A 25,429-nucleotide genomic window follows, 5' to 3' on the forward strand; every position below is an offset into this window, starting at 1 on the left:
CAACGCTGCCAAAATTCTATGCAAGCCGCAACGCGACTTCCGCATGAGTCACAGCAAGACTCTATGCCGGAGCCAAGATTCTTGTCCGATTCTGCAAGAAAAGCAGGCTGAGGGCGATCAGGACGGGCGGAAAGACGAGCCAGTTCACCAGATCCCAGCCGCTGAAGTTGAGAAGGGTACCGGACGAGAACGACGCCATGGCGGTAGCCCCGAACACCAGGAAGTCGTTGGCGGCCTGGACCTTGGCCCGCTCTTCGGGCCGGTAACAATCGGTCACGAGCGCGGTGGCGCCGATGAAACCGAAATTCCAGCCAAGCCCCAGGACCACCAGGGCGACCCAGAAATGCCAGACCGAAAGACCCGAGAGCCCGATCACGGCCGAGAGGGCGATGAGGACCAGACCGGCTGCCGTTACCGCCTCCTTGCCAAAGCGGGCGATCAGCCGGCCGGTGAAGAAGCTCGGCGTGAACATCGCCAGGATATGCCATTGGATGCCGAGAGCGGCGGAGCCCACCGGCAACCCGCACCCGATCATGGCGAGCGGCGCCGCGGTCATCATGAAGCTCATGAGGCCATAGGAGACGAGGCCTGAGACGACCGCCACGATGAAGCGGGGCTGGGAGACGATCTCCCGCAGAGGGCGCCCGCCGCCGGTGGGAAGGGCCGTCGAAATCGGAGCGCTACGCAGGAAGGTCACGACCAGGATCGCCAGTAGCGCGAGAGCAGCCTGGCCGATGAACGCGCCGGCGAACGGCACTCCTTCGATGAGATCTTTCGTCCAGATGACCGTCTGCGGTCCGACAACTCCGGCGACAATTCCGCCCGTCATCACCCAGGCAATTGCCCGCGGCTTGAAGGATTCGGAGGCGGTATCGGTGGCGGCGAACCGGTAGCTCTGGACGAACGAGGCATAGAGACCGGCCGTGAAGGTGCCCAGACAGAAGATGAGAAAGCTCATGGACGCGATGCCGAAGGCTGCCACGCAGCCGGCGAGCACGCCGATGGCGCCACCCATCACATAGCCGGTCCGCCGCCCTGCCCGCTTCATCAGGATGGCGGCCGGGATTGTCCCCAGCGCCAGGCCGAGATGGCTGAGGCTGACCGGCAAGGTGGCAAACTGCTTGTTCTCGGCAAGAGTCTGGCCCACCAAACCGCCGAGCGACACGACGATGGCGGGGTTCGCGCCGCCCAGCGCCAGCGCGAAGGCCAGCACCAGCGCATTGCGTTTCGCCAGTCCGTCGCCGCGAAAACCCCTTGGATCGTCAGAAATGCGAGTATGAACCGCCATCGTACCGCTTCTCGGACCCGCCCAGCCTGAAAACTGGCGGATTGTCTCCCGAAACCACCTGTCCGATGACCGTGATGGGGATGCCGAGGCTATCGGCCTGTTTCCGAAAGCTGTCGAGACGCGTTTGAGACACGGTGCACAGAATTTCGTAGTCGTCCCCACCCGTAAGCGCCCGGTCGAGACGGTCTGTTTGCCCGTCGATGAAGAGGCGCGCGGGTTCCGAAAGGGGAACCCGGTCGAGGTCGACCATCGCCGAAACGCCGCTCGCCCGCATCATCTTGGCAAGATCTCCCACGAGACCGTCCGACACATCCATGGCGGCGCTGGCATGGTCGCGCAGGACCTTCGCCAGCCGGTGGCGCGGCTGGGGATGCAGGTAGCGGTCGACGAGATAGCTCACGACACCCTCCGGCAAAGGCTTCCCCAAATCGGTGGAACGCCGCAGGGCCAGCCCAAGCGCTGCGTCACCGATGGTGCCGGAGACACAGATGGCGTCACCGACCTGCGCCGAGGTGCGCTTGACCATCCGTCCCCGGGGCACCTCGCCCAATGCGGTGATCGAAAGCGTCAAGGGACCGGTCGTCCGCACCGTGTCGCCGCCGAGGAGCGGACAGGCGAAATCCCGGGCGGCAGCGCCAAGCCCGGCAGCGAAATCCGCCAGCCACGCTTCGGTCCAGTCGGGCGGAAGGGCGAGGTTGAGCAGAAACCCGGTCGGCTCCGCGCCCTTGGCCGCCAGATCCGACACGTTGACGCCCAAAGCCTTGCGGGCGATCGATCCGGCCGCATCATCGGGGAAGAAATGGACCGCTTCGACGAGCGAGTCCGTCGTCAGGACAAGGTCGTGATCGGGCCGGGGCGTCAGGCAGGCGGCGTCGTCCATCAGCCCCAGGCCGCCCTCGGCCGCAAGCGGCGCGAAGTAACGCGCGATCAGGGAATCCTCCGACAGGCGCCCGGACATCGGCCGCGTTACGGCTTGGCCTGCCCGGCCGATTTCTTCTCGAGTTCACCGGCGCGCACATCGCGGGCGAGGGTGTCGAGAACCGCATTCACGAGGCCCGGCTCGTCCTGGTCGTAGAAGCCGTGGGTGACATCGACATATTCGGTAATGACGACGCGAACCGGCACGTCCTTCCTGAACATGAGTTCGAACCCGCCAGCGCGCAGGATCGCCCGCAGAACGGCTTCGATCCGGGCCAAAGGCCAACCATCCGCCAGCGCCTTGTCGATCTTCACGTCGATCGCGCGCTGGTCCTTGACCACGCCTTCGAGAATCGCGCGGAAGAAATTGACGTCGGACGGCTGAAACTTGATGCCCTCGACCTCGCGCCCGAGCCAATGGGATTCGAACTCGGCCAGGGCCTCGGTCACGTTCGTGCCGGACACGTCCATCTGATAGAGCGCCTGAACGGCGGCGAGCCGCGCGGCTGATCGTTCTGCAGGTTTGGCCATGATCAGAGCTCCCGAACGTGTCGTTTGATGCGAAGAACGGCGAGTGCCGCCTCGACGGCGCCGCCGCCCTTGTTCATGTCCGAAACCCTGGCGCGCGCCCAGGCTTGTCCGTCATTCTCGACCGTGAGGATACCATTGGCGAGCGGAATGCGGCGCGTTACCGACAGGTCCATCAGCGCGCGAGCGCTCTCGCCCGCCACGATCTCATAGTGCCCGGTCTCGCCGCGAATGACACAACCAAGCGCCACGACCGCCTCGTAGGGCTTCTCGGCAGCCTCGGCCGCATCCAGCGCGATGGCGATGGTGGACGGGATCTCGAGTGCCCCGTCGACCGTCAGCACGTCGACGACGGCGCCGGCGGCGTCTGCCGCACCCCGTGCGCCGCGCAGCAGTTCGTCGGCGAGATCGTCGTAGAAACGAGCCTCGACGATGAGAATGCGCGCACCGGTGACAGGCGGACGGATTGTGGCTTTGGCGGATGTGGCGACCATGTGAACAACCAGTTGCGGCTTATGGCCGGACACGAGCGCCGGAACGAGCTTCAGCCCCGCCCTCAGCGATCGTCCGGCATTGCAGGAGGCGCTCCTCGTCCACGAGGCGATACGACATCCGCCTCGAAACGCGGGCGCTTTTGCGGGCGGATCAGAGTATCCCGCCTCCCTACCCCGCGTTGCGGGCATCCGCAAGCCGCGCGGCGTAGCGTGCCATCAGATCGACCTCGATGTTGAGCCTGTCGCCCGCCTTGCGCTCCCCCCAGGTCGTCACCGACAGGGTGTGCGGGATGATCAGAACCGAGAAACAATCGTTGTCGACGGTGTTGACGGTGAGCGAGGTCCCGTCGAGGCAGACCGAACCCTTCTCGGCAATGAACTGGGCGATCTGGGGCGGCACTTTGATATCGAACCGAGCGGTGGGCCCCCATGGATTGTCGCCCGCCGTAACGGCTTCGCGGGCGATGATGGTGGCCACGCCGTCGATGTGCCCGGTGACGAGGTGGCCGCCGAGTTCGTCGCCGATCTTCAGCGAACGCTCGAGGTTCACGCGGGTGCCTTCCTGCCATTCCAGCACGGTCGTTCGATCGAGCGTCTCGGCGGCGGCGTCGACCTCGAACCAGCAGCCATTGCCGTGGCGCTGGACGTCGACAACCGTGAGGCACGGGCCGCCGCAGGCAATCGACGCGCCCAGCGCGATCGAGGCAGGATCGTAGGTGGATTCGATGCGGATGCGGCGGAGGGATGTTCCCTCCGACACCGCGCTGACGCGGCCGACATCCGTGACGAGGCCAGTAAACATCTAGGCTTTCTCCCAGGACATGATGAGGTCCGACCCCACTTGCTCATCGCCGATCAGGCGCATCTCGTCCATTCTTTCATGAAGCGCCGCCCCCAGTGCCGGGACGTCGCCCTCCCCGCGCGCAGACCGCCCCGTGATGAGGACGAGTTCGTCGATCAGATCGGCCTGGGCAAGGCCTTCGGCGAGCGCCGGGCCCCCTTCGCAGAAAATGCGCGTGATGCCGCGCGACCCCAGGAGGCCAAGCGCATCCGCAAGCACGGGGCGCCCGTCGGCATCGACATCGACGCGCAGAACCTCGATCCCCGCAGCGACCAGCGCCCGCTCTGCCGCAACGGGCGCGTCGAGGCCCGCCACAATCCAGGTCGGCACATCGCGGGCCGTCGTGACAACATGCGCCTCCATGGGCGTCCGCAAGCCACTGTCGAGGATGATGCGAACCGGAGAGCGGCCCTCAAGGCCCGGCAATCGGACCGTCAGGAGCGGATCGTCCGCCAGGACCGTCCCGACGCCCACCATCACCGCGTCCGCGTGGGCGCGCATGAGATGCGTGCGGGCGTTGGCGATGTCGCCGGTGATCATCAGACGGGGTCCGCTGCGACGTCCAGCCAGCCCCTCGGTGGTGCGTGCGAGCTTGACGATCACCTCGGGCCGCCCGGTTTTCACCCGCATCAGATGGCCCCGGTGAAGCCGGCGCGCCTCCGCCTCGCACACCCCCGTCGAAAAATGGACGCCGGAATCCTGCAGGCGCGCATAGCCGTGGCCATGGGCAAAGGGACTGGGATCGCCAGCCCCGATGACCAGCCGGCCGACACCGGAGGCGACGATCAGATCCGTACAGGATGCCCCGTCATTGGTGCGGCTGCGCGAGGAGCAGGGTTCCAGTGTCACGTAGAGCGTCGCACCACGGGCCGCCTCACCGGCCGCATCGAGCGCCATACGTTCCGCGTGAGGCCGTCCGCCCGCTTGCGTGAATCCCTGGGCGATGATGACCGGCGCACCCCCGCGTTCATCCACGAGCACGGCGCCGACAGACGGATTGGGCCATGTCAGGCCGAGATGACGTTCGCCCAAAGCGAGCGCGAGACGCATGAACCGATCATCATCCGACAAGGCAGATCCGGGATGCGGTTGCCCCGGCGTGGCGGCGGGACGGGTCATTCCGGCGAGCGCGCCTGGCGCGGTTCGTCGTCAGGGCCGTCCTCGTCCGGGTACTCGCTCGCAAGTCGCACGAGGATTTCCTCGAAATCCTTCGCCTCGCGGAAGTTCTTGTAGACGGACGCAAAGCGGACATAGGCCACGTCGTCGAGGCCCTTCAGGCCCTCCATGACGAGTTCCCCCACCGTGTCGCTGCGCACTTCGCCTTCGCCCAGGCTCTCGAGCTGGCGCACGATGCCGTTGATCATGCGCTCCACCCGCTCCGGCTCCACCGCGCGCTTGCGCAACGCCACGTTGACGGATTGTTCGAGCTTGTCGCGGTCGAACGGGACGCGCCGTCCGGATCGCTTGAGCACGAACAGCTCCCGCAGCTGCACACGCTCGAAGGTCGTGAAACGGCCGCCGCAATCGGGACAGATCCGGCGACGACGGATGGCCGACGCGTCGTCCGTGGGCCGGGAATCCTTCACCTGTGTGTCCAGGCTCCCGCAATAGGGACAACGCATCGGGTGGTATCGACCTCAGGCGTAAATGGGGAAGCGGCGGGTCAGGGCGTGCGCCCGTTCCTTGACGGATTCTTCAACGGAGCCATTGGCTTCCGGGCCGTTCTTCGCGAGTCCGTCGAGGGTCTCGACGATCAGGTTTCCGACCGCCTGGAACTCCGCCACACCGAATCCCCGGGTTGTGGCCGCAGGGGTGCCGAGCCGGATGCCCGAGGTCACCATCGGCTTCTCGGGGTCGAACGGGATGCCGTTCTTGTTGCAGGTGATGGCCGCGCGCCCGAGGGCCGCCTCGGCTGCCTTACCGGTAAGCCCCTTCGGCCGCAGATCGACGAGCATGAGGTGGTTGTCGGTTCCACCCGCCACGATCGCGTAGCCGTTCGACGCGATGGTGTCGGCCAACGCCTTGGCATTGTCGACCACCGCGCGGGCATAAAGCTTGAATTCGGGCCGCAAAGCCTCGTTGAAGGCGACGGCCTTGGCGGCAATCACATGCATGAGAGGGCCGCCCTGCAGGCCGGGAAAGATCGCCGAATTGACCTTCTTGGCGATGTCCTCGTCGTTGGTGAGGATCATGCCGCCGCGCGGCCCCCGCAGGGTCTTGTGCGTGGTGGTGGTGGCGACATGCGCGTGGGGGAATGGCGACGGATGGGCCCCGCCCGCCACCAAGCCCGCAAAATGGGCGAAGTCGACCATGAAGATCGCGCCGACCTCGTCCGCAATCTCCCGGAAGCGCGGAAAGTCCCACAGACGCGAATAGGCCGAGCCGCCGGCCACGATGACCTTGGGCTTGTGCTCCCGGGCGAGACGCGCGACCTCGTCCATGTCGATCAGTTGGTCATCCTCGCGGACCTTGTAGCTCACCACGTTGAACCACTTGCCCGACATGTTGACCGGGGAACCATGGGTGAGATGGCCGCCGCAGGCCAGATCAAGGCCCATGAACGTATCGCCGGGCTTCATCAGCGCCATGAAGACGGCCTGGTTGGCCTGGCTGCCGGAATTAGGCTGGACATTGGCATATTTGCACTCGAACAGCCGGCACGCGCGCTCGATGGCCAGTTCCTCGGCAATATCGACGAACTGGCAGCCGCCATAATAGCGCCGGCGCGGGTAGCCCTCGGCGTATTTGTTGGTCATGACCGAGCCCTGGGCCTCGAGGACGGCCAGGGAGACGATGTTCTCGGAGGCGATCAGCTCGATCTCGTCCCGCTGCCGGCCGAGTTCCAGCTCGATGGCGCGGGCGATCTCGGGATCGCTGTCGGCAAGGCCGGCCGAAAAAAAGCTGTTGGACAGGTGGCTGGTGGCTTGGCTTGCGCTCATGGGAACCCTCGTCTGCTTCGATCGCCTTTTGGACGCGCAGATCTTGAACGGCCGCTTAGGCTTCCCGAGCGACCCGATCTGAACTGATCGCAGGCCTTTACCATGGGGGGATGACCGCCGCCAAGCGGCACGAAACGCATGGCTCGGCTGTGCCAACAGGACGGGGTATGAGCGTGAACCGGCGACTGGTCAAAAGAGCTGCGGCCCGGCCGATTCGCATCTCTTGGTTTGGCGCAGGACGGGACAGATCGGCTCACTTGCGTCGGACATGAAAACGTCCCGGACCATGCCGGGACGTTGATGGGACCGGGCCGCCTGCCCTGCCGAAACCGAGAGCCCAGAAGACGAACGGACGTCAGTTCTGGAGGAACATCTCTTCGTCGGGAGCGGTCGGCACGCGGCTCGCCACAGGGATCGCATTGCCGAGGCCGTCCTTGTTGTAGATGTCGTCGCGGAACTGGACCAAACCATCCGGGGTCGCCCAGGCGGTGATATAGGTCCAGTAGATGTTGACCGGCACGGCCACGCGCGCATCGGTGCGCGAACCCGCCTTGAACACTGCGTCGATCTGTTCACGGCCCCAACCGGGCGTCTCCTTGAGCAGCCATTCGATATAATCGCGCACGTTCTGCACGCGGACGCAGCCGGATGAGACGAAGCGGAAATCGTCGCCGAAAATGCCTTTTGACGGGGTGTCGTGCATGTACACGCCATGCGGATTGGGAATGTTGATCCGCACGAAACCCATCGAGTTCAACTCACCGCCCGGGTCCTGCCGGAAGCGGTAGCGAGTCGCCTCGTCCGAGAACCAGTTGACCTGGCTCGGGCTCAACTCCGTCGCGCCGTTGAAGATGCGGATCTTGTTATCCGTGAGATAATTCGGCTCCTTCTGCATCTTCGGAATCAGATCCTTGCGGATGATCGATGCGGGCACCGTCCAATAGGGATTGAAATTGATCTCGACGACCTTCGAGCTGAGGATCGGCGACTGGCGATCACTCTTGCCGACGCCGGCCGCGTGACGGGTATGGACGACGCCGCCCTCGACCGTCTCGACAAGCGCCGCCGGAATGTTGACGGTGACGTAGCGGTTGCCGAGGTTGCCCGCATGGGTGCGCAGGCGCGCAATGTTGATCTCGAGCTGCCGGATGCGCATGTCGACCGGCACGTTCATGGCGGTGACCGTGGGACCCGTCATGGTTCCGGTCGAACTCAGCCCATGCCGGGCCTGGAAGCGGCGCACCCCTGACTCCACGTACGAATCGTAGATCGGCGAATCGCCCGCCGACGGATCGAGATCGCCCGTGACAATCAGGCGCTGACGCAGGGCGACGACTGCCGGGCTCTGGACGCCGACGCGCAATCCGTCGACGCCGCGCACGGAGGGCCAGCCGCCGCGGGACGCGATCTGCCGGTATTGCTCGATCATCTGCTCGGTGGCTGCAAGCGATTCGGCGGACAGCATCGGCGTGGTGGTGCGCTTGACGCGCGTCCGGGACACGGCCTCGTAATTCTGGGACCACTCGGCCTGGTTCTGAGCCCAGACCGAGGTGGGTGTGGCGACGAGGGCGAGCGATCCTGTCAGGAGCGTACGGCGGGACAACATGAGCGCAGGCTCTTTCTTTAGCGGGTGGGAGACCGGACGGAGAGAACGCGTAACACCGTTCATAACCGCTCTCATTCGGAAACGACAGTGCCGCGAGACGATTAAGGAACGGTATCGAAAGCGTCGAACAACCGGGCCATTTTAAGGCAGATTGCCCTGTGGTGGCGCTGCGCGGAGAGGGTGTCGCGTTCGCGCAACAGTCCGATGCCGTATCGTACGGCCGTTCACGTTAATGTGATTGAAATCCTAGTCTGGCCTTAGGCCAACGCCCACCGGGTAGACCCGCGAGCCAGTCGGCTTCCGGCTCCACCTCGTGTGCGCCGAATCCATCATTCAGGCTAGGCCGGAATCGAAAAAAGCCCCCCGGTCATGTGGACCGGGGGGCTCGTTTGCTCAAGCGATCTTAGACGACGAAGAAGTCGCCTGCGCTCATCTTCAGCTTCTTGGCGGCCGAGGTGATCTCGACCTGCTTGGCATGACCGGAACCATCCGAGTCGTAGTACAGGACGCCCTTCTTGCTGTCGTAGATGACGTGCTGGTCCTTCGTCGTGGCGTGGTCGCCAATGGTGAAGAACTTCTTGCTCAATGCGCCGGGCTTGACTTCCGAACCCTTGCCGAGGGCCTTGAACACGGCGTTGTCGAGCCAGATCGAGTCGTCCTTCGTGGAGAAGTCCGTGATCTTGTCGACGTTCGTCTTGCCCAGCTTCGTGTTGAACACGAAGATGTCCTTGCCGGTGGCACCGGTCAGGATATCCTTGCCAAGACCGCCATAGATCTTGTCATCGCCGAAGGCACCGTTGAGGCGATCATTGCCGGCATTGCCGAAAATGATGTCGTTGCCCGACGTGCCGGTTGCGTTGTCCGCACCCGACGTGCGTTCACTTTGATGCTGTCACCAGCCGCAAACGTCAGGGTACCAAGGGCCGATAGCTGAGCCGGGGTGAAGCTCAGCTTGTTGTCGGTGGCATCGAGCCCATCGACGCCCTTGCCGGCGAGATCCGACAGCTGGGCAGCGGAGAGCGCGGAGATCGCAGCACCAGTATCGGTGACGGTGACCGCGTCAGCCGCCGTCAACTTCACCGTCGAGGCAGCCAGAGCAATCGCCTGCGAGACGTTCAACGCCAGCACGTTGGTGCTCGAGTCGAGGACGTCCACGTTGCTGGTGCCGAGCGCCGCGATCTGCGTGCCGGTCAGCTTGGCAAGGTTGGCGCCGGTATCGAGAACCGTCACCACATCGTCGGTGGCCAGTTTGAACGCGCCCAGGACGGTCGCCTGGGAGACGTTCAGGCTGAGAACGTTGTCGCTGGCATCGAACGAGTCGATGTTGGAGGCGGCAAGGCCCTTGTAGACATCGGCAGTCAGGGCAGCGAGCTTGGCGCCGGTGTCCTTCACCGTGATCGTATCGGCGGCGAGGAAGCTGACGGTTCCCTTGAGGGCGCCGAACTTGGCGGCATCAAGTGCGAGAACGCCGTCGCCGCTGATGTCGAGGATATCGACCTGCTTGGTGGAGATCGACCCCAGATCGTCGTCAGTCAGCCCGGTCAGTTCCGTGGCTGTCAGGGTCACAGTGACCTTGTCGGCCGCCGCAAGCTTGAGGGACCCCAAAGCCTTGAACTGCGTCAGGCTCAGAGCCTGATCGGTGCCTGTGAGGTCGACAGAGTCGACGCCGAGAGCCGTGAGCGCCGTGACCTGATCGGCGGTCAGGGCCGTGTACTCAGCCGCCGTCAGCGCCACGGTGACATTGTCGGTCGCAGCAAGCTTCAAACCGACCAAAGCGGTCGCCTGCGTGAGGCTCAGAGCCACGTCAGCGACTGTCGCCCCACCAACGTCAAGGAAGTCGACGTTCTGAGCCTTCAGATCCGTGATGTTCTGAGGCGTCAGGGCGGTGAGTTCCGCAGCCGTCAGAGAAACGCTGACCACATCGCCGGTTGCGAGCTTGAGCCCGTTGAGAGCCTGGGACTGCGCAAGGGTGAGCGAAACCGCCGCCGTATCACCCGTCACGTCGAGGGTGTCGACGGCCTGTGCCTTCAGTGCCGTGATATTCGCGGCCGTCAGGCCGGTGAGTTCTGTCTGCGTCAGGGTGACGGAGACATTGCTCGCTGCCGAAAATGCGACAGTTCCGAGGGCACTGGATCGTGCCAGCGAGAGCACGAGGTTTACATCGGTGACGTTCAGAAGGTCGACCTTGTGTTCCGAGAGTGCGGCAAGCACCGCGTCAGTCGCCCCGGCGAACTGAGCTGCAGTAATTCCGACCGTCACGTTATCGGCAACCGGATAAGGCCAGTGAGCGGTATCGAGAAGGTAATCTGCAAAAAGCAATGTCTGATCGGCCATAGGAGACTCCAAATTCTTGTTTTGCTGCAATTCATGCCTCTCAGTTACGAGAGCCATGAGTGACCGTAGGCTATCCCGCTACGTAAATGCAATGTTATTCTATTGTTAGTCTTTGCGGTCGCCTCTGCAAAATCCGTTATTTTGCAACATTTAATTTCCGGAAACAGCAAGGCGCGACATAATGCGCAAGCACGGCGGGCGACGATCGGGAGATTTCGATCATGTCGGCGGCCAGCGTTGATCTGCGGAGGCGGGAATGCGTGAACGGACCCAGCGTCAGGCGCGGCTCGCGTGGCGCCCTCGCGACAAAGGGGGCGTTGAAGGACAAGGGGTCAGGTCAACTCGCGGACATCAAGCGATGCCAGATCGACGGTCCGAGAGCAGGCGGACGCCACAGCTCATCTCATTTTGTGGCGGCGAAAGATATCGTCCGCCCTGCGTCGTCTGAATCAAGAAAGCCCCCGGCCACAGGGCTGGGGGCTGATCTCAATTACGGCAGTGCAGAAGGGCCAATAGAGAGCTCGTCGCGCTGCTCACTGGACCCAGCCCCCTGTCCTGTGACAGGGGGCTGAAGTCAGTGCTTAGACGACGAAGAAGTCGCCTGCGGTCATCTTCAGCTTCTTGGCGGTGGTTGCGATCTCGACCTGCTTGGCGGAGCCGGAACCGTCGACGTCGTAATAGAGGACGCCCTTCTTGCTGTCGTAGATGACATGCTGGTCCTTCGTCTTGGCGTGGTCGCCAATGGTGAAGAACTTCTTGCTCAACGCGCCGGGCTTGGCTTCCGAACCCTTGCCGAGCTTCTTGAACACGGCGTTGTCGAGCCAGATCGAGTCGTCCTTCACGGAGAAGTCAGTGATCTTGTCCGTGTTGGTCTTGCCCAGCTTGGTGTTGAACACGAAGATGTCCTTGCCGGTGGCGCCGGTGAGGATGTCCTTGCCAAGACCGCCATAGATCTTGTCGTTGCCGAAGGCGCCGTTGAGACGATCATTGCCGGCATTGCCGATGATGATGTCGTTGCCCGACGTGCCGGTTGCGTTATCCGCACCCGACGTGCCGTTGATCTTCACGCTGTCGGTGGCGCCGAAGGTCAGCGTTCCCAAAGCAGCCAGCTGTGCCGGGGTGAAGCTCAGGGCATTGTCCGTGGCATCGAGCCCGTCGATGCCCTTGCCGGCGAGAGCCGACAGCTGGGCAGCGGAGAGCGCCGAGATCGCCGCACCGGTATCGGTGACGGTGACCGCGTCAGCCGCCGTCAACTTGACGGTCGAGGTGGAGAGCGCAATCGCCTGCGACACGTTCAACGCCAGCACGTTGGTGCTCGAGTCGAGAACGTCGACATTGCTGGTGCCGAGCGCCGCAATCTGCGTGCCGGTCAGCTTGGCGAGGTTGGCGCCGGTATCGACAACCGTCACCACATCGTCGGAAGCGAGCTTGAACCCGCCCAGGACTGTCGCTTGGGCAACGCTGAGGCCGAGAACGTTGTCGCTGGCATCGAACGAGTCGATGTTGGAGGCGGCAAGGCCCTTGTAGACATCGGCAGTCAGCGCAGCGAGCTTGGCGCCGGTGTCCTTCACCGTGATCGTATCGGCGGCGAGGAAGCTGACGGTTCCCTTGAGGGCGCCGAACTTGGCGGCATCAAGTGCGAGAGCGCCGTCGCCGCTGACGTCGAGGATATCGACCTGCTTGGTGGAGATCGACCCCAGATCGTCGTCGCTGAGAGCGGCGAAGTCTGCCGCCGACACCGTGACGGTGACCTTGTCGTCAGCCGCAAGCTTGAGCGTGCCAAACTTCTTGAACTCGGCGAGTGTCAGCGCCTGATCGGTGCCATTGAGGTCGACGAAGTCGACGCCAAGTGCCGTGAGTGCCGTGACCTGAGCATCTGTCAGGTTGGTGTACTCGGCCGCCGTCAGAGAGACGGTGACGTTGTCTTCCGCTGCCAGCTTCACACCCGCCAAGGCGGTCGCCTGAGTGAGGCTCAGAGCCACATCGGCATTCGTGCCCGAACCGGCCACGTCAAGGAAGTCGACGTTCTGATCCTTGAGGGCGGTGAGGTTCGCGGCCGTGAGGGCGGTGAGTTCCGTTGCCGTCAGAGAAACGCTGACCACATCGCCGGTTGCGAGCTTGAGCCCGTTGAGAGCCTGGGACTGCGCAAGGGTGAGCGAAACCGCCGCCGTATCACCCGTCACGTCGAGAGTGTCGACGTTCTGGGCCTTGAGCGCGGTGATCTGGGCTTCCGTCAAGGCGAGGAGCTCATCGCCGGTCAGGGTGACGACGACCTTGTCGGCCGTGGCAAGCTTCAGCGTATCGAGGATCTTCGACTGCGCCAACGACAGGGTGACATCGGCTGTCGCGCCCGTCACGTCGAGGATATCGACGTTCTGTGCCTTGAGCGCCGTGACCTCGGCAGTCGTGAGCGCGTTCAGCTCCGTCAGCGAGAGGGACACGGAGACATCATCCAACGTCGCCAGCTTGACCGTATCGAGAGCCTTCGACTGGGCAAGCGTGAGGACGGCGGGGGAGTTGGTGACGCCATCGATGTCGATCAGATCAATGCCGCGGGTTTTGAACGTCGCCAGCTCATTGGTCGTCAGGCCAGCAAGCTCAGCGGCAGTCATGGTGACTGTCACGGTGTCGCCCGCAGAAAACGCAACCGCGCCCAGAGCCTTGACCTGCGCCAAGCTGAGCTTGATGTCGGCCGCCGCGCCCGCTACGTCGATTGTGTCGACGCCCTGGTTCTTGATCGCAGTCAACGCGTCAACGGTGAGATTTTGAAGATCAGCCGCAAGGACCACGGTGAGCGTGACGTTGTCGCCGGCGGCGAGCTTCAGGGTACCGAGAGCCTGCGATTTCGCCAGGCTGATTTGCAAATCAGCGCCGGCAACATCGAGGGTATCGACGTTCTGGGTTGTAAGAGCCGCGATCGTGGCCGGCGACAGATTGTTGAACTCATCCGTCGACAGCGTCACCGTGACATTGTCACCAGCGGCGAGCTTGACGCCGCTCAAAGCCTCGAACTGCGCAAGCGTCAAAGTCTGGTCTGCACCTGCGATGTCGATGGAATCGACGCCCCGGGCGAACAGAGCCGCGAGCTTGGCCGCGTCAAGCAGAGCGTACTCGGCCGCCGTGACCGAGAGAGTCACGTTGTCGCCGGCCGCAAGCTTCAGCGTCTTGAGCGCAGTCATGTCTGCCAAAGTCACGGCCTGGTCCGCGCCGGCGAGGTCGACGGCGTCGACACCCTGTGCGATCAAAGCGTCGACAGTTGCTGCCGTCAGATTGGTGTACTCCGTCGCCGTCAGCGCGACGGTGACATTGTCGCCAGTGGCGAGCTTGAGTGCCCCGAGCGCCTGAGACTGACCGAGCGTCAGCGACAGGTCGGTACCAGCGACGTCGAGCGTGTCGATGCCCTTGGCGATCAGCGCGGCGGACTTGGTCGCGTCCACGGTGAGGAACTCGTCAGCGCTGAGCATCAGCGTGACGTTGTCGCCGCCAGCCAGCTTCACTGCTCCCAGTGCGGTCAGGCTCGCCCAGCTCAAGGTCAGATCAGCATCGCCAGTGACGTCGATCATGTCGACGCCCTTGCCGGCCAGTTCGCCGAGCTGAGCATCGGTCAAGCCGTTGAAGGTGTCGAGGTCCATGGTCAGCGTGACGTTGTCCGTACCGACAAGCTTCAGGGTGCCCAACGCGTCCAATGCAGCCTTCGACAGCGTCAGATCCGCGCCGGCAACGTCGAGCGTATCAACGCCCTTCGCGATCAGAGCGTCGGCAGCTACGTCATCAACAGCGGCAAATTCGGTAGCCGAAAGCGTGAGCGTGACGTTGTCCGTACCGACAAGCTTCAGGGTGCCCAACGCGTCCAATGCAGCCTTCGACAGCGTCAGATCCGCGCCGGCAACGTCGAGCGTATCAACGCCCTTCGCGATCAGAGCGGCGGCCACGGTCCCATCCACGGCGGCAAATTCGGTAGCCGACAGCTCGAGCGTGACGTTGTCCGTACCGACAAGTTTCAGGGTGCCCAACGCGTCCAATGCAGCCTTCGACAGCGTCAGATCCGTGCCGGCAACGTCGAGCGTATCAACGCCCTTCGCGATCAGAGCGGCGGCCACGGTCCCATCCACGGCGGCAAATTCGGTAGCCGACAGCTCGAGCGTGACGTTGTCCGTACCGACAAGCTTCAGGGTGCCCAACGCGTCCAATGCAGCCTTCGACAGCGTCAGATCCGTGCCCTCAACGTCGAGCGTATCAATGCCCTTCGCGATCAGTTCCGCAGCCACGGTCTCATCCACGGCGCGGAATTCCTCAGCGATAAGCGTCAAGGTGACGTTGTCGCCACCGGCAAGCTTCAGGGCGCCCAGAACGAGGAGGGTAGCCTTCGACAGAGTGAGATCGGTGCCCTCAACGTCGATGGTGTCGACGCCCTGGGCGAGGAGTGCAGTGACGGCGGCCTGGTCGAGGGCGCCGAACTCGACCGTCGACAGGGCCAGCGTGACGTCACTTGCGGTCGAAAAAACGACGACGCCGAGCTTCTCGAGCCGGGCGGTGTCCAACGTGACCGCATCGGAGAAGTTGAGGGCATCGACCCCCTTGCCGGCAAGGGCCGCAACGGCGGTGTCGGTAAGGCCCCCAAAATCGTTCGCCGACAGAGTGACGGTGATGTCGTCGGCTGCCGTCAGCGCGACAGTACCGAGTCCCGAAAACTGGCCAAAACGCAGTGAGATCGAACCGTCGTTGGCTTCGATGCCATCGACGTTGTTGGTTGCGAGGGCCAGAAAGTCCGCATCGCTCATCCCGGCGATGTTGGCCCCCGAGTCTGTGATGATGACGTTGTCAGCCGCGTCCCACGTGCCGGCTTTATAGTCTACTACGGAAATAAAATGATCAACAGCCACGGTCTTCTCCCGATTTGGCGTTTCGATTCGTGCCGCCTCATCAGTCTGAAGCGCGACAGTGCGGGATTAAACATTATAGTGTTCGCTTGTCAACGCGTACGATACGAAGTTATGTTGTGTTTCGGCCAAAATTAAAGGTTATACTGTGTCAATTCGGCGACGCACGCCGCCTTTTGGCTCAGCGCGCGCGCGCGGCCAGCCAGGAAATGGTGACGTAAAGGGCCACCAGCGTCAGAAAGAACGCCATCGTGAGGAGGCCGCTCGAGACGATTCCCGGGAAGAAGGCAGCCAGAATCAGGTGGCTCATCACCGCGAGCAACCACAGGATGCCGCCCCAGGTGCTGGCCATCCAGAGGCCGACGGCCGCGATGATGTCGATCAGCGCGAAATAGATGATGGTCGATTGATAGCCGGTCGAGCGCCCTTCGAAGTGGCCGATGGGCGTCCAGATGCCGAGGATGATCGCCCAGGCGCTAAGGCCCTTCATGAGCCAGAGAATCGACAGGACCCGCATGAACCAGGTCATGGCGAAGGTCCAGCGCTGGACTCCGGCCGTCCGCTCGCCGTCGAGCCGGTCGGACGGGGCCCGCATCGGGGCCTCTTGAGTCACCCTCCGGCTGCCTGAGCCCGGCATCAGGCAATCTCCAGTTCGTCGGGGCCCAGAGCCGCGAAGAACCGCGCGATCTCGCCCGCGTCGATGGCGGCGAGATCGGGGGGATTCCAACGGGGCGCGCCATCCTTGTCGATGAGAACGGCGCGGACGCCCTCGTAGAAATCCTCTCCGTCCAGAATCCGGGAGACGATTCGGAACTCGGTCTTCATGGCCTCGTCGAATGTGAGGGCGCCGCCACGGCGCATCTGTTCGAAGGCCAAAGACAGGCTGGTGGGCGATTTGCCGTCCATGGCGGCATGGATGCGCCGGGCCGATTCGGACCCATCGCGATCGAGACAGGTGAGGATCTCGCCCACGGATTCAGCCCCGAAGCACCTGTCGATCAACGGAAGGTCAGGGGCCAAAGGGGGCGGACCGGGCTCCACGGAGCGTGCGGCCAGGGCCTGGTCGATGTTTTCGCCGCCCGCCAGCGCCGCCAGAAGGCCGTCGAAATCCTGGCTCGCGACCGCATGGGTGGCCAGATCCAGCATGAGGGCATCGGCCCGGCGGATCCGCTCGCCCGTGAGCGCGATGTAAAGCCCGGCCCGGCCCCGCAGGCGCGGAAGGGCGTAGGTTGCGCCCACATCGGGGAAGAAGCCGATTCCCACCTCGGGCATCGCAAAGAGATAGCGCTCACCCGCCACCCGGTATCGCCCGTGGAGCGAGATGCCGACGCCACCGCCCATGACGATGCCGTCGATGAGCGCGATATAGGGCTTGGGATAGCGCTGGATGAGCGCGTTGAGCTGGTATTCCTCGCGCCAGAAGGCCAGGGCCTCGTCGGCCCGCCCGGCGCGGCCGAGATCGGTGAGGCGACGGATGTCGCCCCCGGCGCAGAACGCCTTCTCGCCTGCGCCGCGGACCACCACCCGGGTCACCGCAGGGTCGGTCTGCCAGGCATCGAGGGCGACCCGCATGGCGCGCACCATGTCCAGTGTCAGCGCATTGAGCGCCCGCGGCCGGTTGAGGGTGATGAGGCCAGCCTCCCCACGGATCTCGCAGAGGATTTCCGGGTCCTGGTCCATACGCGTCTCCATGGCATTGCCTCTTGGGCTTAGGACGGTCGGGGAGCGCAGGTCAATCGACCTCTCCGACGAAGGCATGGACCGGCTGTGGAATCGACAGGGGGGCACTGGTCGGTCGGAATAAAGCCAGGGCTGCGACGTCCGGGCCTTTTTTAGAGCGATTTAAATGTGCTAAGCGATGGTGCAGGCCGGGCGCTCAACCCGGCGCCGGATTTGAAGCCTCATGTCGAAGCTGTCCCCCTTCCCTCGCCCCGCCATTCTGGAGGCGACGTCCCCCGCCCTGTCGCTGATCCAGCGGCCGCGCCGCAATCGCAAGTCCGATTGGTCGCGACGTCTGGTGCGGGAGACCACTCTGACGGTCGACGACCTGATCTGGCCGATCTTTCTGGCAGAGGGCGCAAGCGGGCGCCACGCGGTAAGCTCGATGCCCGGCGTCGAGCGCCTGACGATCGGCGAGGCGGTTCGCGAGGCCGAGCGTGCGGCTTCCCTTCGAATCCCAGCCATCGCCCTGTTTCCCAATACGGACCCCTCCCTGCGCGACGAGCGCGGGAGCGAGGCGCTCAACAGCCGCAACCTGGTCTGCCGCGCGGTGCGCGAGATCAAGCGCGCCGTTCCCGAGATCGGCATCATCACCGATGTCGCCCTCGATCCCTATACGAGCCATGGCCATGACGGCGTGATGGACGGCGATCGTATTCTCAACGACGAATCCATCAGCGTTCTGGTCGGCCAGGCTCTCGTGCAGGCGGAGGCCGGTGCGGATGTGATCGCGCCCTCCGACATGATGGACGGTCGCGTCGGCGCGATCCGGGCGGCGCTCGATCAGGCGGGCTTCACCGACGTTCAGATCATGGCCTATGCGGCCAAATTCGCCTCCGCGTTCTATGGCCCCTTCCGCGACGCGATCGGCACCAACGCGACCCTCGTTGGCGACAAGCGCACCTATCAGATGGACCCCGGCAATTCCTGCGAGGCTCTGCGCGAGGTGGCGCTCGATCTGGAGCAGGGCGCCGACATGGTCATCATCAAGCCGGGCATGCCCTATCTGGACATCATTCAGCGGGTGAAGGAGACCTTTTCGGTTCCGACTTTCGCGTACCAGGTCTCCGGCGAATACGCGATGATCCAGGCCGCAGCCGCCAATGGCTGGATCGACGGCGAGCGCGCCATGCTGGAAAGCCTGCTCGCCTTCAAGCGCGCCGGCGCCGATGGCATCCTGACCTATTTCGCTCCTCGCGTGGCCGAGACGCTCAAGGCGATGGGGTAAGCGTCAGGCGCTTCGGATTGTCGTGACCGGCTCCTTCATGCGGACTTTCTGGCGCGGGGCCGCCGTCCTGGTTCTCGCCGGCGTTGTCGCCAGCTGCTCGTCATCCGATGCGCAGCAGACCCGGGTCTGCCGGTCGACTCTCCCTGCTCTCAATGCCACGGCCCGTATCCTCGTCAAGCGGGTTGAAGCCGGCCCGGTGGCGCGCAGCCTCCGGATCGATTACGAGGCAAGCGTAGACGGGGCGCCGCCTGCAGCACGCTTCGTCATCTGCCGCTTTGCCGCCGAGGGCCTGTCTCCAAACAAGGCAGAACTGACCGAGCTCGCGACCGAGCAGGGACCGCTCGGCGGCGCCAGCCTCTATCTCCTGAAGCGCTATTATCTCGACAGTCCCGAGGGTGTCGCCGGCGATCCCGGCAGCACGATCGCGACGGCCGCGCCGGAAATTCCAGCCGATGCAGCCTACCTGCTCCAGCAGCTCAGCGCGGGCCTGCCCCGCACGGCGATCTACGGCCTGCTCGCGGTGGCCTATTCGCTGGTCTTCGGGCTTACAGGGCGGATCAACCTCGCTTTCGGGGAAATTGCCGCCATCGGGGCCGCGGGCACGATTGCGGCGGCGTCCGTTGCCCTCGCGCTCGGATCGACAGCGCCGATTCTCGGGCTCGCCATCGGGCTGGTGGCGGCGATGGTTGCAGGCGCCATCTACAATGCTGTCGGCGGGTTTTTCGCGATCGGGCGGGTGAGAGCCCGCAGCACCCAGCCGAGCCTGATCGCGACCGTCGGCCTGTCGCTGTTCCTGATGGAATATCTGCGCCTCGTGCAAAGTCCCGTCACAGTCTGGCTGCCGCCGGTCTGGTCGCAGCAATGGCCGCTGGCGCGGGCCGGTGACTTTCTGGTCACCCTGACGCCGATCTCTCTCCTCACCGCGGGGATCGGTCTTGTCGCGGCCATGGCCCTCATCGCCGTGATGAAAGCGACGCCGTTCGGCCGAGCGTGGCGCGCTTTCGCCGACGACGCCCACGCGGCAGCCCTGTTCGGAATCGACGGCGATCGGCTTCTGATCCACACCTTGCTGCTGGCGGGCGCGATGGCGGGCCTGTCCGGGATGCTCATCGTCGCCCAGTTCGGCGGCCTGGGCTTTGCCGGAGGATTCCAGTTCGGCCTCAAGGCCCTGATCGCCGCCATCATCGGGGGGATCGGCTCGGTGCCCGGCGCGCTGCTCGGCGGTCTGGCGGTCGGCTTGTTCGAAACGCTCTGGTCGGCCTATCTACCCATCGAGGCGCGCGACGTGGCGCTTTATGCGACACTTGTCGCGTTCCTGATCTTCCGGCCGGGCGGCTTGCTCGGCTTGCGGGATCCGACACCCCGGCCCGTGTAAGGGCTGGCTCACGATCGAACCGGAGGCCGCCTTGGCAGCATTTGCCATCACCATCGACGACATCAGAAACGCCGCGGAGGTCATCAAGGGACAGGTGCTGCGCACGCCACTGATCCCCTCCCCACGCCTGTCGCAACTCACCGGAGCCGACGTCTTCGTCAAGCTCGAGAACATGCAGCCGACAGGCTCGTTCAAGGAACGCGGCGCGGTCACCAAGCTTGAAAGCCTGACCGAGGAGGAGCGTCGGCGCGGCGTCATCGCCATGTCGGCGGGCAATCATGCGCAGGCAGTGGCTTATCATGCGCGGCGCCTGGGCATTCCGGCCACCATCGTGATGCCGGAGGGCGCGCCCTTGGTGAAGGCCGAGAACACCCGCTCCTACGGCGCCCGCGTCATCCTGTTCGGCGAGACCCTCTACGAATCCGCCGACCGGGCACGGCAGATCGGCTCCGACGAGGGTTTGGTCTTCGTGCACCCCTACGACGATGCGCGGGTGATGGCGGGCCAGGGCACCATCGCGCTCGAAATGCTGGCGGACCGGCCGGATCTGGACCAGATCGTCGTTCCCATCGGCGGCGGCGGCCTGATCTCAGGGATTGCAGTCGGCGCGAAGGCGCTCAATCCCGATATCGACATCGTCGGCGTGGAGGCCGCGCTCTATCCGTCGTTCCAGAATGCCATCGCGCAGGAGGACCGGCCCATCGGCGGCGCGACCCTGGCCGAGGGCATCGCGGTGAAGACCGTGGGGCAGCTTCCGCTTCCCATCGTGCGCGCCCTCGTCTCGCAGATCATCCTGGTGGAGGAGGCCCTGATCGAGCGGGCCGTGAATGCCTACGCGACCCTGCAGCGCACCATGGCCGAAGGCGCTGGCGCGGTGGGGCTTGCCGCGATGCTCGCCGAACCGGAGCGCTTCAAGGGCAAACGGGTGGGCCTCGTCCTGTGCGGCGGCAACATCGACGCCCGGATCCTCGCCTCCGTCATGGTCCGGGAGCTCGAACGCGACGACCGGATCGTCTCGCTGCGCATCACCTCCAACGACAAGCCCGGCCTGCTGGGCACGGTCGCGAGCCGGCTGGGCGATCTGGGGGCCAATATTCTCGAAGTTTCGCACGGCCGTTTGTTCCTCGACGTGCCGGCCCGTGGCGTTTCCATCGACATCACTATCGAAACGCGCGACAGAGATCATACATTGGAGGTGTTCGCCGCCCTTGCGGCGGACGGGCTGGCCCCGCGACGCATCGACTCGCGCGGCTTGTCGGAAACCGCCTTCTGAGAGTGATGGGAGAAAAGAATGGCCAACGGGCCTATCGTGCAATCCGCGAGCGGATCGTACCAAGTCGACGAACGCCTCACGCGCGGCGTGATCAGCCGGCGCTTCTGGGCCTATCTGGTCGATCTGATCGTCATTGCGATCTGGTCGGCGATTGTCTGCGTCGCCATCTTCATGCTCGGGTTCCTGACCTTCGGGCTCGGCTGGGCACTCTTCGCTCTCGTGCCATTGACGGCCATTCTCTACAACGCCGTGACGATTGGCGGTTCAGCCCAGGCCACTGTCGGGATGCGCTTTGCCGGCCTGAAGGTCGTCGACGCGGTCACCGGTGGCAGGCCGTCGGGCCTCGCGGCGGCAGTCCACGCCCTGCTGTTCTACGTGGCAGTGTCCACCTTCATCCTGTGGGCCTGCGACATCCTGCTCGGCCTCTTCCGGGACGACCGGCGGTTTGCGCATGACGTGCTGACCGGTCTCATGGTGATCCGCGCCAGCTGACGCCTCGGTGTCAGGCGCGACAATTTTCACCATGGCGGGCTCTTTCGGTAGACGCCGTGCGGAGCGATGGTATCCTTGAGCGTTCAGTAGACGCTCAAGGTTTCTCCACGAAGGCAAAAGCGTGACGAGTCAGCCGCGCGACGCACCGCAGTTCTACCTCACGTCCCCTTCCGCGTGCCCCTACCTCCCGGGCAGGGAAGAACGGAAGGTTTTCACGCATATCGTCGGCCGGCGCGGGCGTGAGCTGAACGAGATCCTCACGCAGGGAGGTTTCCGGCGCTCGCAGACGATCGCCTACCGGCCCGCCTGCGATCTGTGCAACGCCTGCATCTCCGTGCGGGTGCTGACGGACGCCTTCGCGCCCTCGGGCAACATGCGCCGGATCAACAAGCTCAATCGCGATCTCATCGGCGAGGTTCTGCCGAACCGACCGACCAGCGAACAATACGCCCTTTTCCGCCGCTACCTCGACGCACGCCACGCGGATGGTGGCATGGCGGATATGAGCGTCCTCGATTACTCCATGATGGTCGAGGACAGCCATATCGACACGACAGTGATCGAATATCGCCGGCGCGGGATCGACAGCGGCATCACCGGCCGTGGCGACGGCGACCTGATGGCGGTCTGCCTCACCGACGAGATGAGCGACGGTCTGTCGATGGTTTATTCCTTCTACGATCCCGCCTTGCAGGACCGCAGCCTCGGCACCTTCATCATCCTCGACCATATCCGACGCGCCCGGGCGATGGGGCTGCCTTACCTGTATCTCGGCTACTGGGTCGAGGGCTCCAAGAAGATGGCCTACAAGGCCCGCTACACCCCGCAGGAACGACTGCTTCCTGGCGGTTGGGTGCGCGTGGACGGCTAATTGTCTCGCTGCGGCAAAGGCTTTCCTTGTCCCTTGTTTACAAGGGAATCAATATAATGTAACGCTACGTCATGATTAGGAATTAGGAGTTTCTTTCCATGGCGTTGACGGTCAGCCCGCTCACAGGCGGATATTATGTTACCTCATCAGGTTCCGATCTGATCAATGACCAGACCGTCGCCGCCATTCTTCCTGGCGCGACCCTCATGGGCAACGATTCCATCGTTCTGCAGGCCAACGGAATCCGGACGGTTTTCGCGAGCGCGGGCAACGACACGATCAGCGGTGGGATCTCCGAGGGCAGTGCGGTCGATGCCGGCTCCGGAAACGATGTTCTTACCCTGTCTGCGCTGGTTGGTCGCCCACCTTCCGGCACTGCGTCCATCGTACAACTGGGTGAAGGCGACGACGCCATTACCCTGAACACATTCCACGACGAGTTCAATGACGAGCACTACAACGTCCGCATCTATGGCGGCGCGGGTGCCGACACCGTCAATGGGAGCACCACTGACGGGGATTGGGTTTACGGCGGCGATGGCAACGACACGATCATCCTGGGTGGGACATTGTCGCGGTACATCGACGCGCAGTTGCTAACCCATGAATACGATGTCGCTTTCAACCGGGCCTATGGGGATGCGGGCAACGACAGCATCACCGGCGGGAAAGGCTACGACCTGGTCTATGGCGGCGCGGGAGACGACGTGATCCATGGCGGCAGCAACTACATGCCTCCGGCGAAACCCGTCAAAGGGCCGCAACACGTCTACCATTATCTGGGCGATCGGCTCTTCGGCGATGCAGGCAAGGACACCCTCTACGGTGAAGTCGGCCATGATCGGCTCGATGGCGGCGCCGATGCCGACAAGCTCTATGGCGGGACGGGGAATGACGCGATCTTTGGCAGCACCGGCAACGACCTGATCGTCGGCGGCGCCGGCCGGGATCTGCTCAATGGCGGTCGGGGCCGCGATATCTTTGTCTTCGATACGAGCCCAAAGGTGTCAAACCTCGATACGCTCACGGACTTCGTGGTCAGAGATGACACGTTCCAACTCGACAACGCGGTGTACAGGGCGCTCGGCCATACGGGCCGCCTGTCATCGGACGCCTTTGTGGTCGGAAAGGTCGCTCAGGATGCGCAGGACAGGATTGTCTACGACAAGACAAGTGGACGCCTGTTCTATGACAAGGATGGCGTCGGCGGGTCGTCGCAGATCGAGTTCGCCCACCTGACCCACCGGGTGGCGCTCACCCACTCAGATTTCTACGTCATCTAACGGCACGGTCACGGGATTTCGAGAGAGCGCGATACTCCGCGGGCACGATTGGCGGCTTCCGCACAGCTATGCCGCAGCCACGGCTTTTCGTCCTGCTGCAACCTTGCCGAAATGTCTTGGTTTACCGAACAATTAATATGATATAACGCTACGTCATCTACTGAGTGAAGGAGTATTTTTCTATGACACTGAAGGTCACGCAACTTGGCGGCGGCTATGAGATTGTCTCCAACGGCGCCGACACAATTAACGATCAGACAGTCTCGGCGAGGCTCCCAGGCGCGACGCTGGCCGGAAACGACTATGTGCAGATGGACTTCTCGTCCGTGCGCGACGTCAGCACGTCGACTGGCCTGGATCGCATATTCGGCAGCTTCTCAGTCGGCACCATGATTGACGCCGGTACCGGAAATGATGTGCTCGATATCACAGCTGAGCTGGTACCCTCTCCTTCTGCCCTCAGTGTTGTGACGCTTGGCGACGGAGACGACTATATCCGGCTCATGTCACTGCAATCCGTAAGCGATGACCATAAGAACATTCGGATCTATGGAGGTTCTGGAAACGATACCATCACCGGGATGGCCACCGATGCGGACTGGATTTACGGCGGCGATGGCACCGACACGATCATTCTCGGTGGAACCTACGAGCAATCCCTTGGGGAGGAATCCGGCATCGCGTTCGATGTCGCCTTCAACCGGGCCTATGGGGATGCGGGCAACGACAGCATCACCGGCGGCAAAGGCTATGACCTGGTCTATGGCGGTGCGGGCGACGACGTGATCCATGGCGGCAGCAACTACATGCCTCCAGTCAAACCCGTCAAAGGGCCGCAGAATGTCTACAAGCATCCAGGCGATCGGCTCTTCGGGGACGCCGGCAAGGACACCCTCTACGGTGAAGTCGGCCATGATCGTCTCGATGGCGGCGCCGACAACGACAAGCTTTATGGCGGGACGGGCAATGACGCCATCTTCGGCGGCACCGGCAATGATCTGATCGTCGGCGGAGCCGGCCGGGATGTGCTCAACGGCGGTCGCGGCCGTGATATCTTCGTGTTCGATAGCGCGCCCAAGACGACCAACCTCGACACGCTGACCGACTTCGTCGCGAGGGATGACACCTTCCAGATGGACCACAAGGTGTTCAAGACGCTCGGCCATATCGGCCGCCTGTCATCGGACGCTTTCGTGGTCGGAAAGGTCGCGCAGGATGCGCAGGATCGGATCGTCTACGACAAGGCGAGCGGCCGCTTGTTCTATGACAAGGATGGCGTCGGCGGGGCTGGCCAGATCGAGTTCGCGCACCTTACCCATAAGGTGGCGCTCACCCCGTCCGACTTCTACGTGATCTAGCC

21 protein-coding genes are annotated in these 25,429 nt (G+C 63.7%); 7 read left to right on the forward strand and 14 right to left on the reverse strand.

The features are described from left to right. Nucleotides 1-61 precede the first annotated feature (61 nt). The 14 genes from J4G32_RS00915 to J4G32_RS00980 all read right to left on the reverse strand — a co-directional run bounded on the left by J4G32_RS00915 (nucleotide 62) and on the right by J4G32_RS00980 (nucleotide 17,520). Nucleotides 62-1,288 (reverse strand): MFS transporter, encoded by a 1,227-nt coding sequence (locus tag J4G32_RS00915; protein ID WP_210483100.1) that lies wholly within the window; start codon nucleotides 1,286-1,288, stop codon nucleotides 62-64. Further along, nucleotides 1,263-2,246 carry a thiamine-phosphate kinase gene (gene thiL, locus J4G32_RS00920; protein WP_210483102.1) on the reverse strand — a complete coding sequence of 328 codons (984 nt, stop codon included), beginning with the start codon at nucleotides 2,244-2,246 and terminating at the stop codon, nucleotides 1,263-1,265. Before thiL ends, J4G32_RS00915 begins: the two co-directional genes overlap by 26 nt. 8 nt (nucleotides 2,247-2,254) lie before the next feature. After that, a complete protein-coding gene (gene nusB / locus J4G32_RS00925; RefSeq protein ID WP_210483104.1) occupies nucleotides 2,255-2,737 on the reverse strand; it encodes a transcription antitermination factor NusB in 483 nt (160 codons plus the stop codon). Nucleotides 2,738-2,739: 2 nt separating this feature from the next. Beyond that, complete coding sequence (gene ribH / locus J4G32_RS00930; protein WP_210483106.1) at nucleotides 2,740-3,228, reverse strand: 6,7-dimethyl-8-ribityllumazine synthase; 489 nt, start codon at nucleotides 3,226-3,228, stop codon at nucleotides 2,740-2,742. 169 nt (nucleotides 3,229-3,397) lie between these two features. Further along, nucleotides 3,398-4,030, reverse strand: coding sequence for a riboflavin synthase (locus J4G32_RS00935; protein WP_210483108.1), 633 nt, complete (start codon nucleotides 4,028-4,030; stop codon nucleotides 3,398-3,400). Continuing rightward, nucleotides 4,031-5,119 carry a bifunctional diaminohydroxyphosphoribosylaminopyrimidine deaminase/5-amino-6-(5-phosphoribosylamino)uracil reductase RibD gene (gene ribD, locus J4G32_RS00940; RefSeq protein ID WP_246504713.1) on the reverse strand — a complete coding sequence of 363 codons (1,089 nt, stop codon included), beginning with the start codon at nucleotides 5,117-5,119 and terminating at the stop codon, nucleotides 4,031-4,033. It abuts the gene before it with no gap. A gap of 65 nt (nucleotides 5,120-5,184) precedes the next feature. Beyond that, complete coding sequence (gene nrdR, locus J4G32_RS00945; RefSeq protein WP_210483112.1) at nucleotides 5,185-5,691, reverse strand: transcriptional regulator NrdR; 507 nt, start codon at nucleotides 5,689-5,691, stop codon at nucleotides 5,185-5,187. Between the two features lie 15 nt (nucleotides 5,692-5,706). Beyond that, on the reverse strand, nucleotides 5,707-7,008 hold the full coding sequence (gene glyA, locus J4G32_RS00950) for a serine hydroxymethyltransferase (RefSeq protein WP_210483114.1): 1,302 nt from the start codon (nucleotides 7,006-7,008) through the stop codon (nucleotides 5,707-5,709). A 355-nt stretch (nucleotides 7,009-7,363) separates the two neighbouring features. Next, nucleotides 7,364-8,614 carry a L,D-transpeptidase family protein gene (locus tag J4G32_RS00955; protein WP_210483116.1) on the reverse strand — a complete coding sequence of 417 codons (1,251 nt, stop codon included), beginning with the start codon at nucleotides 8,612-8,614 and terminating at the stop codon, nucleotides 7,364-7,366. A gap of 403 nt (nucleotides 8,615-9,017) precedes the next feature. Further along, on the reverse strand, nucleotides 9,018-9,446 hold the full coding sequence (locus J4G32_RS00960; protein WP_210485444.1) for a calcium-binding protein: 429 nt from the start codon (nucleotides 9,444-9,446) through the stop codon (nucleotides 9,018-9,020). Continuing rightward, on the reverse strand, nucleotides 9,359-10,948 hold the full coding sequence (locus J4G32_RS21905) for a hypothetical protein (RefSeq protein WP_210483118.1): 1,590 nt from the start codon (nucleotides 10,946-10,948) through the stop codon (nucleotides 9,359-9,361). Before J4G32_RS21905 ends, J4G32_RS00960 begins: the two co-directional genes overlap by 88 nt. 581 nt (nucleotides 10,949-11,529) lie before the next feature. Then, a complete protein-coding gene (locus J4G32_RS22055) occupies nucleotides 11,530-15,831 on the reverse strand; it encodes a beta strand repeat-containing protein (protein WP_210483120.1) in 4,302 nt (1,433 codons plus the stop codon). 178 nt (nucleotides 15,832-16,009) lie between these two features. Further along, nucleotides 16,010-16,423: a DUF6163 family protein gene (locus J4G32_RS00975; protein WP_246504715.1), complete on the reverse strand. Its 414-nt coding sequence runs from the start codon at nucleotides 16,421-16,423 to the stop codon at nucleotides 16,010-16,012. Between the two features lie 41 nt (nucleotides 16,424-16,464). Next, nucleotides 16,465-17,520: an enoyl-CoA hydratase/isomerase family protein gene (locus J4G32_RS00980; protein WP_246504716.1), complete on the reverse strand. Its 1,056-nt coding sequence runs from the start codon at nucleotides 17,518-17,520 to the stop codon at nucleotides 16,465-16,467. A gap of 211 nt (nucleotides 17,521-17,731) precedes the next feature. On the opposite strand from J4G32_RS00980, the gene hemB reads away from it, so the two are divergent. The 7 genes from hemB to J4G32_RS01015 all read left to right on the forward strand — a co-directional run bounded on the left by hemB (nucleotide 17,732) and on the right by J4G32_RS01015 (nucleotide 25,427). After that, nucleotides 17,732-18,775, forward strand: coding sequence for a porphobilinogen synthase (gene hemB / locus J4G32_RS00985; RefSeq protein ID WP_210483124.1), 1,044 nt, complete (start codon nucleotides 17,732-17,734; stop codon nucleotides 18,773-18,775). Nucleotides 18,776-18,797: 22 nt separating this feature from the next. Then, nucleotides 18,798-20,150, forward strand: coding sequence for a branched-chain amino acid ABC transporter permease (locus J4G32_RS00990; protein ID WP_210483126.1), 1,353 nt, complete (start codon nucleotides 18,798-18,800; stop codon nucleotides 20,148-20,150). Between the two features lie 31 nt (nucleotides 20,151-20,181). After that, on the forward strand, nucleotides 20,182-21,423 hold the full coding sequence (locus J4G32_RS00995) for a threonine ammonia-lyase (RefSeq protein WP_210483128.1): 1,242 nt from the start codon (nucleotides 20,182-20,184) through the stop codon (nucleotides 21,421-21,423). An 18-nt stretch (nucleotides 21,424-21,441) separates the two neighbouring features. Beyond that, entirely contained in the window at nucleotides 21,442-21,915 is a 474-nt protein-coding gene (locus J4G32_RS01000) for an RDD family protein (RefSeq protein ID WP_210483130.1), read from the forward strand. A gap of 121 nt (nucleotides 21,916-22,036) precedes the next feature. Next, complete coding sequence (locus J4G32_RS01005; protein ID WP_210483132.1) at nucleotides 22,037-22,786, forward strand: arginyltransferase; 750 nt, start codon at nucleotides 22,037-22,039, stop codon at nucleotides 22,784-22,786. Between the two features lie 98 nt (nucleotides 22,787-22,884). Then, nucleotides 22,885-24,069 carry a calcium-binding protein gene (locus J4G32_RS01010; protein WP_210483134.1) on the forward strand — a complete coding sequence of 395 codons (1,185 nt, stop codon included), beginning with the start codon at nucleotides 22,885-22,887 and terminating at the stop codon, nucleotides 24,067-24,069. A 182-nt stretch (nucleotides 24,070-24,251) separates the two neighbouring features. Then, nucleotides 24,252-25,427: a calcium-binding protein gene (locus J4G32_RS01015; RefSeq protein ID WP_210483136.1), complete on the forward strand. Its 1,176-nt coding sequence runs from the start codon at nucleotides 24,252-24,254 to the stop codon at nucleotides 25,425-25,427. Nucleotides 25,428-25,429: the final 2 nt, after the last annotated feature.

Origin of the sequence: Microvirga antarctica, from assembly GCF_017921815.1 — a bacterium.
GTDB classification, from domain to species: Bacteria; Pseudomonadota; Alphaproteobacteria; order Rhizobiales; family Beijerinckiaceae; genus Microvirga; species Microvirga antarctica.